The 14,297-nt window shown below is 63.0% G+C and carries 16 protein-coding genes and 2 pseudogenes; 9 read left to right on the top strand and 9 right to left on the bottom strand.

Features of this window, described 5'->3' with window-relative positions; genetic code table 11:
• The first annotated feature begins 50 nt into the window (after positions 1 to 50).
• The 4 genes from NJT13_RS16535 to NJT13_RS16520 all read left to right on the top strand — a co-directional run bounded on the left by NJT13_RS16535 (position 51) and on the right by NJT13_RS16520 (position 2,310).
• Positions 51 to 341 carry a hypothetical protein gene (locus NJT13_RS16535; protein WP_254522730.1) on the top strand — a complete coding sequence of 97 codons (291 nt, stop codon included), beginning with the start codon at positions 51 to 53 and terminating at the stop codon, positions 339 to 341.
• 145 nt (positions 342 to 486) lie between these two features.
• Positions 487 to 1,506, top strand: coding sequence for a phosphoribosylaminoimidazolesuccinocarboxamide synthase (locus NJT13_RS16530; RefSeq protein ID WP_254522729.1), 1,020 nt, complete (start codon positions 487 to 489; stop codon positions 1,504 to 1,506).
• Between the two features lie 143 nt (positions 1,507 to 1,649).
• Complete coding sequence (locus tag NJT13_RS16525) at positions 1,650 to 1,859, top strand: hypothetical protein (RefSeq protein ID WP_254522728.1); 210 nt, start codon at positions 1,650 to 1,652, stop codon at positions 1,857 to 1,859.
• 166 nt (positions 1,860 to 2,025) lie between these two features.
• Positions 2,026 to 2,310 carry a MoaD/ThiS family protein gene (locus NJT13_RS16520; protein WP_254522727.1) on the top strand — a complete coding sequence of 95 codons (285 nt, stop codon included), beginning with the start codon at positions 2,026 to 2,028 and terminating at the stop codon, positions 2,308 to 2,310.
• Positions 2,311 to 2,758: 448 nt separating this feature from the next.
• Here NJT13_RS16520 and NJT13_RS16515 read toward each other — a convergent pair whose 3' ends face one another.
• Positions 2,759 to 3,490, bottom strand: a complete 732-nt coding sequence (locus NJT13_RS16515) for a hypothetical protein (RefSeq protein WP_254522726.1) — start codon at positions 3,488 to 3,490, stop codon at positions 2,759 to 2,761.
• 145 nt (positions 3,491 to 3,635) lie between these two features.
• Positions 3,636 to 4,943: an acetamidase/formamidase family protein gene (locus NJT13_RS16510; RefSeq protein ID WP_254522725.1), complete on the bottom strand. Its 1,308-nt coding sequence runs from the start codon at positions 4,941 to 4,943 to the stop codon at positions 3,636 to 3,638.
• Between the two features lie 194 nt (positions 4,944 to 5,137).
• Between NJT13_RS16510 and NJT13_RS16505 the strand changes: the two genes are divergently transcribed.
• On the top strand, positions 5,138 to 5,308 hold the full coding sequence (locus tag NJT13_RS16505; protein ID WP_254522724.1) for a DUF7576 family protein: 171 nt from the start codon (positions 5,138 to 5,140) through the stop codon (positions 5,306 to 5,308).
• Positions 5,309 to 5,357: 49 nt separating this feature from the next.
• Here the strand turns inward: NJT13_RS16505 and NJT13_RS16500 are convergent, their stop codons facing one another.
• Positions 5,358 to 6,317: a formyltetrahydrofolate deformylase gene (locus tag NJT13_RS16500; RefSeq protein ID WP_254522723.1), complete on the bottom strand. Its 960-nt coding sequence runs from the start codon at positions 6,315 to 6,317 to the stop codon at positions 5,358 to 5,360.
• Positions 6,318 to 6,919: 602 nt separating this feature from the next.
• Here NJT13_RS16500 and NJT13_RS16495 point away from each other — a divergent pair.
• The 3 genes from NJT13_RS16495 (at position 6,920) to purQ (ending at position 8,362) form a co-directional block, all read left to right on the top strand.
• Positions 6,920 to 7,234, top strand: coding sequence for a HalOD1 output domain-containing protein (locus tag NJT13_RS16495; RefSeq protein ID WP_254522722.1), 315 nt, complete (start codon positions 6,920 to 6,922; stop codon positions 7,232 to 7,234).
• A 124-nt stretch (positions 7,235 to 7,358) separates the two neighbouring features.
• Complete coding sequence (purS, locus tag NJT13_RS16490) at positions 7,359 to 7,610, top strand: phosphoribosylformylglycinamidine synthase subunit PurS (RefSeq protein ID WP_254522721.1); 252 nt, start codon at positions 7,359 to 7,361, stop codon at positions 7,608 to 7,610.
• Between the two features lie 59 nt (positions 7,611 to 7,669).
• A complete protein-coding gene (purQ, locus tag NJT13_RS16485; RefSeq protein ID WP_254522720.1) occupies positions 7,670 to 8,362 on the top strand; it encodes a phosphoribosylformylglycinamidine synthase I in 693 nt (230 codons plus the stop codon).
• An 84-nt stretch (positions 8,363 to 8,446) separates the two neighbouring features.
• Here the strand turns inward: purQ and NJT13_RS16480 are convergent.
• A pseudogene (locus NJT13_RS16480) lies at positions 8,447 to 8,839 on the bottom strand (zinc ribbon domain-containing protein); the annotation flags it as partial.
• Between the two features lie 16 nt (positions 8,840 to 8,855).
• Between NJT13_RS16480 and NJT13_RS16475 the strand changes: the two are divergent.
• Positions 8,856 to 9,326 (top strand): annotated as a pseudogene (locus tag NJT13_RS16475) (sensor histidine kinase); the annotation flags it as partial.
• Between the two features lie 160 nt (positions 9,327 to 9,486).
• On the opposite strand, the gene NJT13_RS16470 reads toward NJT13_RS16475, so the two are convergent.
• From NJT13_RS16470 to NJT13_RS16450, 5 genes are all read right to left on the bottom strand, one after another.
• Complete coding sequence (locus tag NJT13_RS16470) at positions 9,487 to 9,651, bottom strand: hypothetical protein (protein ID WP_254522719.1); 165 nt, start codon at positions 9,649 to 9,651, stop codon at positions 9,487 to 9,489.
• A gap of 134 nt (positions 9,652 to 9,785) precedes the next feature.
• Positions 9,786 to 11,132, bottom strand: a complete 1,347-nt coding sequence (locus NJT13_RS16465) for an ABC transporter ATP-binding protein (RefSeq protein ID WP_254522718.1) — start codon at positions 11,130 to 11,132, stop codon at positions 9,786 to 9,788.
• Entirely contained in the window at positions 11,129 to 12,160 is a 1,032-nt protein-coding gene (locus NJT13_RS16460) for an ABC transporter ATP-binding protein (protein WP_254522717.1), read from the bottom strand. The genes NJT13_RS16465 and NJT13_RS16460 overlap by 4 nt, the downstream gene beginning before the upstream one ends.
• Positions 12,157 to 13,326 carry an ABC transporter permease gene (locus NJT13_RS16455; RefSeq protein WP_254522716.1) on the bottom strand — a complete coding sequence of 390 codons (1,170 nt, stop codon included), beginning with the start codon at positions 13,324 to 13,326 and terminating at the stop codon, positions 12,157 to 12,159. The genes NJT13_RS16460 and NJT13_RS16455 overlap by 4 nt, the downstream gene beginning before the upstream one ends.
• Entirely contained in the window at positions 13,323 to 14,297 is a 975-nt protein-coding gene (locus NJT13_RS16450; RefSeq protein WP_254522715.1) for an ABC transporter permease, read from the bottom strand. Before NJT13_RS16450 ends, NJT13_RS16455 begins: the two co-directional genes overlap by 4 nt.

Genomic DNA, 14,297 nt, shown 5'->3' with positions numbered 1-14,297 from the left:
CGTCGAACGCAGGTCGTGGAGTTATCCGCCGGGGCCGCGAAAACCACCACATGAGTTCTCGGACGCCTGCGGAGTGTCTCGATCTCGTACTCGACGAGAGCGCCACAGCCGAAACGCGACGGCGTGCCATCGGCGAGCTACAGACGGCGAACGAGTGCGACGAACTCGAGCGTCTCGTTCGACGGGAGGGACTGACCGATCAGTTCCGAAAGCGGGCCCTCGAATCGGTAGCGACGCCGCAGTGCCGGTCGACGCTTCGCAGACTCATCGACGAGAGGACCCTGAAAGAATCGTTACGAGCGGACGCGAGGGAACTGCTCGAGACCATCGAAAACGACTGAGCGAGCGATTCGACCGCCGATTCGTACTCGTGGGCGTTTCGTCGTCGGTCACCGGATGCCAATCGGATATTGAAACCTTCTTACGGTCCCGACACGGCAATCGAGGTATGAACTGCGGCGCCGAGTGCGTCCCGAGGTGTCTCGCGTGACGAGCGTCAAAGAATTCCGCATCGAGGAAGAAGCGACTGCGACGGACCTCGGTCGGGGCTCGTTCGTCTTCACGGACGACTATTCGGTGTTCGACTGGGGAAAGATGCCCGACCAGATCCCGCAGAAAGGTGCGAGCCTCTGTGCGATGGGCGCGTTCAACTTCGAACTCCTCGAGAGCGAAGGGGTCCCAACTCACTATCGGGGCGTCGTCGAGAACGGTGACGTTATCCAACTCGAGAACGCGTCTCACCCGCCCTCGGAGATGGCTATCGACCTCACGCAAGTGCCCGACCTGCCACACGAGGGACGGGAGTACGAGTACGACCGCTACCACGACGCGGCCGGCGAGAACTATCTGATTCCGCTCGAAATCGTCTTCCGAAACCGCGTCCCGGTCGGCTCGAGCCTCCGGCGCCGGACCGCACCCGCCGATCACGGCCTCGAATTCGACGAGTGGCCGGACGAGGCCGTCGACCTGGACGACCCGATCGTCGAATTTTCGACGAAGTACGAGGAAGGCGACCGTTACTTAGAGCGCGACGAAGCCGACGCGATCGCGGGCGCGGCCGACATCGAGGACCTCGCGTCGGTCGCCCGCGAGGTCAATCGGATCGTCACCGACCAGGCCAGTTCGGCCGGACTCGTCCACGAGGACGGCAAGATCGAGTGCCTGTACTATCGGGGTGAAATCCGCGTCGCCGACGTCGTCGGCACGTTCGACGAAAACCGATTCAGCTACGAGGGGACGCAGCTCTCGAAGGAGGTGCTGCGCCAGTACCACAAGCGCACCCAGCCCGAGTGGGTGCAGGCCGTCGAAGCCGCGAAAGCCGAAGCAAAGCGAGCGGACGTCGCCGACTGGAAGTCGCTGTGCGACGTGGACCCCGAACCGCTCGCGGACGGCGTCCTCGAGACGGCCCGCGACATGTACTGTTCGGGCGCAAATGCGTACACCGGTCGTGAGATCTTCGACGCACCGCCGCTCTCGACCGCGATCGGCGCGGTCCGACGTCTCTGAACGGCTAACGGCGAACCCCGGCGCCGCTCGGCGCGCGACGGTCCCGGACGAACTCTCGTACGGCCACTGGTATCGTTTCACAACGGGAACCGGACAAAGTAACCCTCATATGGGGGGGACCGGCCACGTTCGAGTGAGCGAAAATGACTCTCGCAACAGCCAGTGGAATCGCGGCGGGTATCGTCCTCTTCAACCTCACCACCGGAGTCGCGACCATCGCGAGCGTCGTCCTCGGACTCATCGTCCTCGCGATGATCGGCCTCACCGTGGTATCGGCGTTCTCTCCGGAGTGGACCGGCCAGCGAGACGCGACGGCGGCGGCCTCGAGTACCGCCGAACCGAGCGACGACTGATACGGTCTGCTGTACCGATGTACCGGTGCACCTGCGACCGTCCTGCGGATGCACCGGTAATGACGTACAGTAGTCCGTATGAGAGTCGGTCCCCGAGTTTTTAGACGGGCACGGGACGACCGGTCCGCCCGGTCGGTATATGTGTCCGCTCGACCCAGTCACACCCATGGAGACCGTAGTCACGGTGTACGGCCCCCTGCGGAGCGCGACTGGTGCCAAAACGGTGACACTCGAGTGGTCGGGTGGAACGGTCGCCGATGCCATGGCCGCCCTCGTCGACGCGTATCCGCGGGCGGAAGGATACCTCTACGATGGCGATACCGTCCGACCGAGCGTCAGAGCGACGGTCGACGGGGAGCGCACCGAGTTCGAGCACCGAGTGCCGGACGACGCGACGCTGACGGTGGTCCCGGCCGTTCAGGGCGGATCCAGAGAGGACGCGAGTCGGTAACGGGCCGACGTTTTCGCCGTTCCGATACCGGTCGTCGCCTCTCCACTACCGATCGTCAACGCCAAACGATCGATCGTCAACGCTCGACGGATTACCGTTCGTTGTCCGTTTTCTCGCAACGGAATCTCGTTTAGACGCGCGAAATCACACGAATTTTGAGCTGTTTTGCGTAGTTACGATTTGACGAACGACGAGCGATGCTGGTGGAGCCAATTGCCCGTCTCTCTCCGTTATCAAATAGGTCTGCAGACAATTGCGGTTCTATCCTCGAGACGGGTATCTCGTTTCCGAGTACGAGTTTTAGTTCCCTTCGTCGATCAGTTCCTTCGGACCACTTCAGACAGACTTCTGAAATAATTCGATGCATCGGTCGGTGAAGCGAGCCAGTCTGGAGTACGTATCGGACAGTGCTCGCTTCACATCCGAAAAATTCCGACAGGCAATTTCACTAGCGTCTAAACACGGCCTTCGCAACCTGGGCGATGGGAGTATTCGGCATTCCTCGATTTTGGGGCGCGTGTTCGTCCGCGGTCGGCGCTCTAATCATCGATAAGATCCTGATTCCGATGATTACCACGCCGACTACGACCACGGATACGTACGAAGCGAGCACGGACGTGTCTAACGCGATGTTGTACAGACCGATGAAAAGAAATAGAATCGATCCCATCAATAAGTAGACGGAGACGCTGTACGTAAACGTCTTGTACTGAATGCGTCTGGCATTGTGTTCGACGCTCTCCTCGAGGTTCTCCACTACGTCGATCCGCCACGTTTCCGAAATTGATTTCGCTTTGATGTCGGCGACGGCCGCGTCGATATGCTCTTCTTTTAATCCGTCGTAATAGTCACCGACGTCGCGGGTCACCACCGCGAATACGAGCGAGAACAGCAGGCACACGATGCCGACGAAGATGGAGGGTTCGAGCAAGAAGGGCTCGTAGTACTCGAGGACGTCGGCTTGAGAGATTTGCGAGGGAGGGACGGGAAGCCCGACGTACGGAGAGATGACGGCGACGAGCGAAATGACTCCCGAAGCGCCGGTAATCAACGTGAACAGGCTTGCCGCCTTCGCATCGATGTACTCTACGGATTCGATCTGACTCGAGAGTTCTCGTTCTCTCTCCGTCAGCACGTGTTCTTGAAATGTTATCTCTTCCGGTTGTTGTGATCCAGCCATCACGGTCGCTCGTCCACCAGGTGAGGCAATAATCTTTGGTGATAATCGTAACGGATACGGAAGATCCGATCTCTCCCGGTCGGCCGGACGGGACACGGGTCGACCCGACTCGGGTCGCACCAGTAAAGCAGGGTACCGGGTCGGTCTAGAGCCCGTACTGCTCGCGCACCAGCTGAGCGATATCCAGGTCTTCCAGGACGCCCATCGGCGCGAGCATGTCGAGTTGAACGACGCCGGGGAGTCTGCCGATCTGGACGCCGCCGGTGAACGTACACCGCGACCGGACCTCGCCCTCGCTCATGGAGAGCAGTTCGGTCGCGCGGTCGAACGCGTTTTGCGTCGCGTCGTTGACGGTCGCGCCGGAGCCGATCACCTGAATCGGGCCCATGTCGTCTTCCACGTCGACGCCGTGCTTTTCGCCGAGTTCGCGACCCGTTTCGCGCTCCTCGTCGCTGTACGGTTTGCTGATAAACGGGAGGTCTTCGGCGGTGGGCAGGAGGATCGGACCGTCGAGTTCGAGACCCTCGATGACTTCGACGTCCATCGTGACGGTGCCGCTCACGTCGGTCGTGTGCAACGAGAGTTCGCCGTCACCCTGGTTCGCGTGCAAGTCACCGACGTAGATTCCGGCCCCGTCGATCTTGACCGGGCAGATCAGCGTCGCGCCCGGTCGAACCTGCGGGACGTCCATGTGGCCGTCGGTGCGGGCCTCGAGGTCGGCTTCGCTCTCGAGGCCGTAGTCGTGTTCGGCGCCGATGAGGAACTGGCCGAAGTCGCCCGCGTTGTGCGAGTCGGGCATCGTGATCGGCGGGGTCGTGCCGACGTTCCCGATGAACGGGCGCAGTCGTCCCAGGGTGCCGGGCATCTCGCCGGGTTCGTACAGTACGATGGGGTGCTGGCGTGAGTTCTCAGGAATGTCCATCACCTCGTCGGCGTTTTCGGCGAGGTCGTGTGCGCCGTCTTCGTCGAGCGTGATCCCGACGGTGTGGTCGTCGTCGAAGGCGACGGTATAGCCGTACTCGAAACCGAACGAGGAGGCGTTCGCACCGCACTCGGCGCACATGATCGCGTCCTCGCCGGTCCCTTCGACGACGGTCTCCGGCCACTCGGTGCCACACTCCGGACAGCGGTGATCGACGAACGGGTCGTCGCCGAAGGCGTCCTCCCGCTCGGCCATCGATCCCGTGCTCGTCGCCATACTCGTCACGTCGACGTCCCGAATGTGGAGCGCGACGGCGTCGCCGACGGACGCGCCCTCGACGCGGATCGGCCTCGTCACTTCGTGTCCCCCGCGAAACTTCGGCGTGATCATCGGCCCCCAACACCCCGGCGGCGTATAGGTCGTGACCGTGCCCCCGTCGGCGACGGTTCCCGCCCACTCCTGGTCGGGACCGACGAGACCGAGCGTGTACTGGTCGACGTACAACTCCTGCTGTATTTCTTGCTGTGTCATGACATACCAACGTACGTCGTCGGTGGCGATAAGCGTACCCGTGGACGCGCACGTACGCACCACCGACATCGAGCGGCACAGTCGATATATCGGGCATCAGTCCCCACAACACGCGATCGGGGCGAATAGACCCTTCACGGCCGATGTGGCCGAAATGAATTCGTTAAAGTGAGTCTCGCCCCATCTGTCGATCGATGACTGACTCGACGGACGAGGACGCACCCGCGTGTCACCACTGCGGCGAACGGGCAGGACCGTCTTCCGAACAGCGCGTCGTGACGACCGTCGAAGACGGAACGGCGGTCTACAAGCACTTCTGTAGCGACGGGTGCCTCGAGACCTGGGAGATGTCGGGGTCGGCCTGACGCACTGACGGCGGTCCGGCCGATCGCCGCAGAGACCGATCCGAGGGACCTACTGGTTGTCGGCGACCGCGCTCCCGATTCCGTCGACCGGCCGGTCCGGGGTGAACTCCCGGATCTCGTCGGGCAGGCCGAGCTGGTACGTATCGCCGTTCTCCCGGACGGATGTCCGGCCGCGATGGACCGAAACGTCGCCGTTCAAGTGAAGCTGGACGGCTTCGAGCAGAGCGTCGGCTTCGAGCGGTTGGCCGCGACGTTTCATCTCCGCGACGTCGGCGTCGTCGGGCACGTCGAACGCGCGCTGGGTGATGATCGGCCCCTGATCGAGGTCGGTCGTGACGTAGTGAGCGGTGACCCCGGCGACGCGGACGCCTTCCTCGACTGCCTGCCGGTACGCCTCCGCGCCGGGGAACGCCGGCAACAACGAGGGATGAACGTTGATGATGCGATCTTCGTAGCGGAAGACGACGTTCGGGCTGAGAATGCGCATGTACCGGGCGAGAACGATCAGATCGACGTCGTACTCGGCGAGCAACTCGAGGAGGCGCTCCTCGTTTTGCTGGCCGCCCTCGTCGCCGACGTCGTGAAACGGCACGTCGTAGTGTTCGGCCAGCGGCTGGAGATCGTCGTGGTTGCCGATGACGACGCCGATGTCAGCACCGAGGTCGTCGTTTGCCCATGCCTCGAACAACGCCTCGAGACAGTGGCTCTCCTTGGTGACGAGGACCGCGATCTGCTGCGTTTCGCGGTCGGCGGGGAACCGAACCTGAACGTCGAGTCCGAGGTCGTCCCCGAGGTCGTTGAGATCCGTCCGGAGCGTCGCCTCCGTACAGACCATTTCGGAGGTGTCGACGGCCAGATACATCCGGAAGACACCGTCCCGAACGGCCTGGTCGAGGTCCTCGATGTTGATCCCTCGCTCGAACAGGAGGCTGGTCACTCGGGCGACGAGTCCGGTGTCGTCCTCCCCGATCACCGTGATTTCGGTTACGTCGGTCGTCAACGCTGCCACCTCCGCTCGAGCGAATGTCGATTCATCACGATGGACACCAATTTTCGAGCGGCTAAAAATCCTGCTTTCCGCGGTGCGGCGTGAGAATTACCCACACCACCCCATTGATCCGACACTTCCACCGGGTGAACGTAACCGGCCGTCGTTCGCCGGTCGTCCACCGCGGCACAGTCGCGTCTTGCCGATTGCGTCCACCGCGGCACACCCCCGTCTTGCCGATTGCGTCCAATCGTCGACTCGTCGCCGGGCCACCGGTCTCGACCGCGACCGGTCCCTGGAGCCTGCGGTCGTCGTCGCTGTGGCCCGCGATCCGTCGGCTCGAGCGTCCCGGCCGACTGTCTGACGCCGTTGGGCACGGTTTCTCGGCGCGCTCGCCGGTTCGACTGCGAAAGCGAGCGTTCGAGGGCAGGTCCCTCGATCGATCCGGCACCGCGTGTCTGACGTATGACGGACGCTCGCGAGAAACCGCCACCCCGTCTCGCGAATGGGATTATTTTGTCCTACAATCGATCGTAAATTGTCTGACAGGGATTTATACCTTCGTCTGTGGAACGATGTTTCAGTCACGTACAGTGACAGTCGCCAGCTGATAGGTAACTACAATGACGGCTAAACCACACGATTACGGACGATCACGAATCGATCGCGAACGGAAGACCGCGTTCGTTTCACACGACTGGGCGGGTACCGACTCGCTGACGACGACGATCGTCTCGACGGTCGCTGAGCTCTCCGAATCCGACCCAACCGAGGTGGAACGACTCTACGACCAAATCGACCCCGAGAGCCTCGAGACGCTCTTCGCGCCGACGAGCGGGACCGCGGGCCGAAACATCGGCCAAGTGTCGTTCCAACTGGACGCGTACTCGATCACCGTCCACGCGACGGGCGACATCGTCGTTGCGCGCCCGGCGTGATCGCCACCGGACGTCGGCCGGGCGAGCGGTGACCTGTCATCGAGAGCGCCAGGTTGTGACCACGTACGTGCATTGCAGGGAGACAACGAAAGCGTTTTTGAGCACGGTTACGGGGTATTAGATGATGACCGCCTACACCGCGACGGTGACGGTTCGACTCAAACACGGCGTGCTCGACCCCGAAGCCGAGACGACGAAGGGGGCCCTCGAGCGACTGGGCTTTGCGCTCGAGGACCTCCGCTCGGCCGACCGCTTCGAGATCGATCTCGAGGCCGACTCCGCGGACGGCGCACGCGATCGCGCGGACGAGATGGCCGAACGACTCCTGGCGAATCCGACGATCCACGACTACGACGTGGAGGTCGACGAACGGTAGATGGCGGGTCCCATCACCACTATCGAATCCGGCGGTCACGACACCGCGGGGTGGAGACTGTGACGGTCTCGATAATCCGTTTCGGCGGTTCGAACTGCGATCGCGACGCCGAACGCGCCCTCGCCCATCTCGACATCGACGCCGAGATCGTCTGGCACGAAGACGGCCTGCCCGCGGAGACGACGGGCGTCGTCCTGCCGGGAGGCTTTTCTTACGGCGACTACCTGCGTGCGGGGGCGATGGCGGCCCGTTCGCCGATCATGGCCGAGATCCGCGACGCTGCGGCCGAGGGCGTTCCAGTCCTCGGCATCTGCAACGGAGCCCAGGTCGGCTGCGAGTCCGGCCTCACCGAGGGGGCCTTTACGACCAACGAGAGCGCTCGCTTCCAGTGCGAACACGTCTACCTGCGCGTCGAACGAGACGATACACCGTGGACGGCCGCCTACACCGAAGGCGACGTCATCGAAGTTCCGATCGCCCACGGCGAGGGCCGCTACGAGATCGACGACGACAGACTCGCGGAACTGGAAGACGAGGGTCGGGTCCTCTTTCGGTACTGTGACGAGAACGGGGAGACCGGACCCGAAGTGAACCCCAACGGATCCAAACACAACGTTGCCGGCGTCCTCGGCGACCGCGACACCGTCGCGGTGTTGATGCCCCATCCCGAGCGCGTCACCCTTCCCGACGTCGGCCCGACCGACGGCCAGGGTATCCTCGAGGGCTTCGCTGACACGAATACGATGGCATAGCGGACACGAGCCGGGCGCTGACGGGACGTTCTTCACTGCGGCGGTGACGACTCAGATCGTGAGTCGAATGTGAACTACCCCACCCTACTCGCTCGCTTGCGCTCGCTCCTCGAGGGTGGAGCTTCCTGATTCAACGACGCGCTTTGCAGGAACCGAATGGGTCCCCGTAGGGAGCGCAGTCTCCACAGGTCGTTCGAAAGGCGAAGCCTTTCGTGATGACGAAAATCGGAGATTTTCGAACCACGTTGATTCGGAGCGTCCCGCTCCTAACTGCTTGATTCCGCGAGAAAAAATGTTCCACGCTGCATTCCAATCCCTGTCGGAGGCGAACCCGCACGACGGACACGAGTGTTCGCGGACCCACAACGGTTTGTCGGTTGAAACGCCGCAGGCTGCACACTCTTTGGTCGTGCCAGCCGGATCGACGGCCACAAAGTGCGTCCCTTCGCGTTCGCACTTGTACTCGAGCATCCGCAGCGATCTCGCCGCGAAGACCCGCGCAGTCGAGCGGGCCGTCGCCCGCCTCGAGAGTACCCACAGCGACGTCGACGTCGACTGCTCGCTGCCGGACCGAAGCTTCGCTCGCGTCGACGAGTACCTGCAAACGGCCATCTTTCAGGTCCTCGAGAACGCCGTCGAGCACACCGATCGGCCGCGTCCGAGCATCGACGTGACGCTTTCGGACTGCCCGGAGGACGATATACTCACGCTCTCGATCGCCGACGACGGACCCGGAATCCCCGACGACGAGCGCGACCTTCTCGAGGGCGATCGGGAAATCACGCAGCTCCGACACGCGAACGGGCTCGGCCTCTGGCTGGTCAACTGGATCGTCACCCGGACGGGCGGACAGTTCTCCGTTACGGACAACGATCCCCGCGGCACCGTCGTGACGCTCGAGGTTCCGCGCGCTGACGCGAAGTCTGTCACGGCGGCGTCCGATCGCACGGCGACCGGCGATTGAGGCGACGGAAACGCGACGCCGCTCTCGTCAACACCGAGCGAGCAACGCGGTCGAGGAGCAACGGGAAGTTACGGCGGTCGAAACGAGTCACGTCGGTCGGAGTCGACTCACTCCGAGTGGTCTCCGCGCCACCGGTGCTCCCTCGCCGACTGGCACATCTTCACCGTCCCCACTCGTAGAACCACCAGCTGACGCCGAGGAGCATGAGTCCCGCGCCGAACGCGGAGGTCGCCGGTTCGGGAAAGATGAACAGGACGAAGCCGATGGCGATCAACAGCGTCGGTTCGATTTCGTTCCAGTAACTCGAGAACGACGGGAGCTCCATACGACCCGCTACCAGCGATAGCGTCAAATAATTGTCTCGGTCGACGGGTTTCTGTGTCCGCCCGGCTACGCTGCCGGATCGAGAACCTCGAGTGGCACTCGACAGAGTGGCCGCTCGTCGACCGAGCGACCGACTCACTCGTCCGCGTCGTCCGATCGAAGTGCGTCGCGGTCGCTCGCGGGTGCGTCCGCCGAGCGGGGTGGCTCGTCGATCAGGTGACAGGTGACCCGGTGTCCGTTCTCCGCGACGAGATCCGGGCTCGAGTGCTGGCAGACCGTCGGTAACTCGTCGTCGAGCAACTCGCGGGCCGCACCCACGTCGCCGGATGCGATCCGCTCGACGGTACGGACGAACACGGATTCGAGTCGCGCGTCCTCGAGTGGTGCGTCGAGTCCGTACTCGGAACGGAACGCGTCCTCGACGTCGCCGGCAGGCAGCCGGCCGGAGGCCTCGCGCTCTTCGGTCGTCGACGCGGGATACACCAGATCGAACAGTTCGGCTCTCGAGATTCCCGACTCGACGCGTTGCTTGAAGTCGAGGACGGTACGCCAGGTATCCTGTTCGATATCGTACCCGTTCGGTGGAACGACGTCCGGACAGCGAGTGTGGAACCGACAGCCTCTGGGCGGATTCGCGGGATCGGGGACGTCGCCGTCGAGTCCGACCCGCCGTCCGCGCTGGGAACGGTCGGTCGAGGGGATCGCCGAAACCAGTGCGCGCGTATAGGGGTGTTTCGGGTTCGAGAACAGGTCCCCCGCCGGGCCGACTTCGACGAGTTTCCCGAGGTACATGACCCCGACGCGATCGCAGATGTGTCGAACGATCCCGAGGTTGTGGCTAATGACCAGGACGCTCAGGCCGAACTCCCGCTGGAGGTCGGCCACGAGTTCGAGGATTTCCGCCTGCACGGAAACGTCGAGCGCGCTGACCGGTTCGTCCGCAACGAGCAGCCGCGGATTCAAGACGAGCGCCCGGGCGAGTCCGATTCGCTGTTTCTGCCCGCCCGAGAACTCGTGGGGGTACCGATCGAGGTCGTCCGCGTGCAATCCGACTCGGACCAGGAGCTTCTCGACGATCGATCTGCGGCGCTCGCGATCGCTCATTCCGTGGACGATCAGCGGCTCCGCAAGCGATTCGCCGACGCTCATTCGCGGATCCAGACTCGAATCCGGGTCCTGAAACACCAGCTGGGCCTCGCGTCGGAACCGCTTCAGTTCCGCCCGGTCGTACTCGGTGACGTCCCGTCCGTCGAACCGGACCGACCCGCCGGTCGGCTCCTCGAGACGGAGGATGGTCCGTGCCGCGGTCGACTTTCCGCACCCGGATTCGCCGACGATGCCGAACGTTTCGCCCGCTTCGATCTCGAAGGAGATCCCATCGACGGCCCGCACGCGGCCGATCTCGTCGTTCAGCACGCCCCGTGTCATTGGGAAGTGTTTCTCCAGGGAATCGACCTCGAGTAGCGGGCGGTCCGCGCTCATCTGCCACCCCCGAAACCCGGGCCTACGTCGGGCGCCTCCACGAGGTTCGGGAGACCATCGGCGCCGTCGCGCCAGTGAACGCAGGACGCTCGCCGACCGTCCCCGAGGTCGGTCATCGGCGGCTGGTCACCGCGGCGACACTCCTCGGTCGCGTACGCACACCGCTCGTGGAACCGACACCCCGACGGCGGATCGATCGCGCTGGGGAGCGTCCCAGGGATGGGGTCGAGGTCCGATCGGCCTGGAAGGCAGTCGAGTAGCGCTTTCGTGTATGGATGGGCCGGATTCTCGAAGATGTCCTCGACGGGGCCGATTTCCATCACCTTCCCCGCGTACATGACGGCGACTGTATCTGCTATCTCGGCGACGACGCCGAGATCGTGCGTGATGAAGACGATACCCATGTCGTATGCCGCTTGCAGCGCTCGAAAACGCTCGAGTATCTGTGCCTCGATCGTGACGTCCAGTGCCGTCGTCGGCTCGTCCGCGATCAACAGGTCCGGCTCGCAGGCGAGTGCCATCGCGATCACGACGCGCTGTTTCATTCCGCCGGAGAACTCGTGTGGATAGTCGTCGATTCGAGTCGTCGCTTCCGGGATGCCGACATCCTCGAGGAGATCGATCGCCCGTCGGCGGGCCGTCGACGCCGGGACGTCCCGATGAGCGGTGATCGCTTCCCGGATCTGGTATCCGACGGTGTAAACGGGGTTGAGCGCACCCTCCGGGTTCTGGAAGACGTGTCCGATCCGGCCGCCGCGTAGCTCCCGCAACCTGGCGTCGGAGACGGTACCGACGTCTTCGCCGTCGAAGACCACCGACCCGCCGACGAGTTCGCCGGGTGGCATCGGGAGCAGTTTCGTCACCGATTCGCCAGTCACGGATTTTCCGGACCCGCTCTCACCGACGAGACAGACGGTTTCGCCGCGGTTCACGTCGAAGCTGATGCCGTCGACCGCTTTGACGACTCCGTCGTCGGTGTGGAAGTACGTCCGCAGGTTCCGGATCGAGAGTAGTGGTTCGCTGGTCATCGTTTTTCGTGTCGGGGGTCGAGTGCGTCTCGCAACGCATCGCCGAGGAAATTGAACGCCAGTACCGTCAGAAAGAGGAAGAGTCCGGGAATCGTCGCGACCCACCACGCGTTCTGGAGGTCGTTCCGGCCGACGGAAATCGCACGTCCCCACGACCAAACGTTCGGGTCACCGAAGCCGAGAAACGCCAGGACCGCCTCGTAGAGAATTAGCGACGGGATCGCGAGCGTCGCCGCCGTGATGATCGTGTTGGAGACGTTCGGAACGAGGTGTCGCGTAATGATCCACCGTTCGCTCGCACCGACGTTCTTCGCGGCATCGATGTACTGCTCTTCGGTTCGCTGAAGCGCCTCAGATCGAACGAGCCGTGAGGTTGCCGTCCACGTGGTCAACCCCAGGATGAGAACGATCGTGAACAGGTCGCCGCCGTAGAGGTAGACGACGAACAGAATCAGGAAAAACGTCGGGAACGTGAGCATGATGTCGACGAAGCGCATCAACACTTCGTCGACCAGTCCGCCGAAGTAGGCGGCGGTCGTTCCGACCGCACTGGCGAGTGCGATGATCAACAGACAGCCGATGAGCCCGACCATCATGCTCACCCGGGCGCCACTGACCACGATCTGGAGGACGTCTTCGCCCGACTGCATCGTTCCGAGCGGGTGCTCCCACGACCCGCCCTCGAGACCCGGCAGGTACCGGTAGAACACCGGCGGCTGGTACGGGTTCGTGATGTCGATTTCGGGGCGGCCGACCACGAACGGCCCGATCACCGCGAGGAGGAAGATGAACGTGAGGAACCCGAGGCTCGCCACTGCGGCCTTGTTTTTCTTGAACTCCGTCCAGTAGTAGCCGGTCATCCGCGGGTTCCGGTACAGGGGGACGATGCCGTAGAAGAACAGCACCGCGACGGTGAGCGCGAAGAGCCACTCGACGTTCCCCGGGTTCGGTGCGAACTCGAACGGTCCCATCTCGGTGGCGACGAGGGGCTGTTGCTGACTCCCGAACCGGGTGTCGAGGAGCCAGGCGACGAGTATCCCGCCCATCGTGACGAACGTCGCGATTCGCCAACGAGTCAGTTCGAACCCGCTCTCGTAGTCGTCCCAGTCGATATCTTCGAAGGTGACGTCGTCCAGCCCGCGGTCGGCCCGTGAATCCGGACTCATTCGCGATCACCGAAGTCGATTCGTGGGTCGAGAATCGTATAGCAGACGTCCTGAACGAGGTTCCCGACGATCGCGATTAGCACCGGAATCAGCACCGTCGCGAGGACCAGCGGCGTGTCCTGCTGGATGATCGCCTGGTAGCTGACCAGCCCGAGACCGGGGATCTGGAAGATGACCTCGAGGACGTAGGCGCCGGCGAACAACAGTCCGAGGACGTCACCGACGAGTATCGTGATCAACGGTACCATCGCCGGCCGGAAGATGTGCCTGAGGGTTATCTCGCGCTCCGAGAGCCCCTTCGCCCGTGCGGTTTTGACGAACTCGGCCTGAACGTACTCGAGCGACTCCGCCCGAGCGTAGCGCATCTCGGTGGCGATCGCGGACGTCCCGAGGACGACGATCGGGAGGATGAGTTGCTTGACGTTTCCCACGGAGAGAAGGGTGTGCTTCGTGGTGTAGAAGCTCGGAAGCACGTCGAAGTGGACGCCGAAGAGCAGGATGAGCATGATCGCGAACCAGAAGTTCGGAAGGCTGATACCGGTGAACGCAAACAGGGTCGCCGCGTAATCTTCCGCGGTGTGCTGGTGGGTCGCCGAGTACAGTCCGATTCCGAACCCGAGACCGACGGAGAGCACCGTCGCCGGGAAGACGTACTGAAACGAGTAGATCCAGGAACTGGTGATCACGTCGATCACCGGCTGGTTGTACAGCATCGACCACCCCCAGTCGAGTGTCACCAGCCCGATCATGAAGTTGGTGTATCGCTCCCAGACGGTGTCCCCGTACCCCAACTGTTGTCGGTACAATTCTCTCGCTTCGTTCACGTTCATGCCCGCCTGCACCTGCTGATCGACGAACGTGGCACCGCTGGCGGAAATGGGTGAGAAATCGATGAGCAGGAACGTGATCGTCACCGTGATCCAGGTCGCGACGACGGTCCAGGCGAGACGTTTTGCGATGTACCGTTTCAT

This window comes from Natrinema caseinilyticum, from assembly GCF_024227435.1.
Lineage (GTDB): Archaea > Halobacteriota > Halobacteria > Halobacteriales > Natrialbaceae > Natrinema > Natrinema caseinilyticum.
Note: the sequence above shows the minus strand (reverse complement) of the source record. Positions and strands in the feature narration are given on the sequence as shown.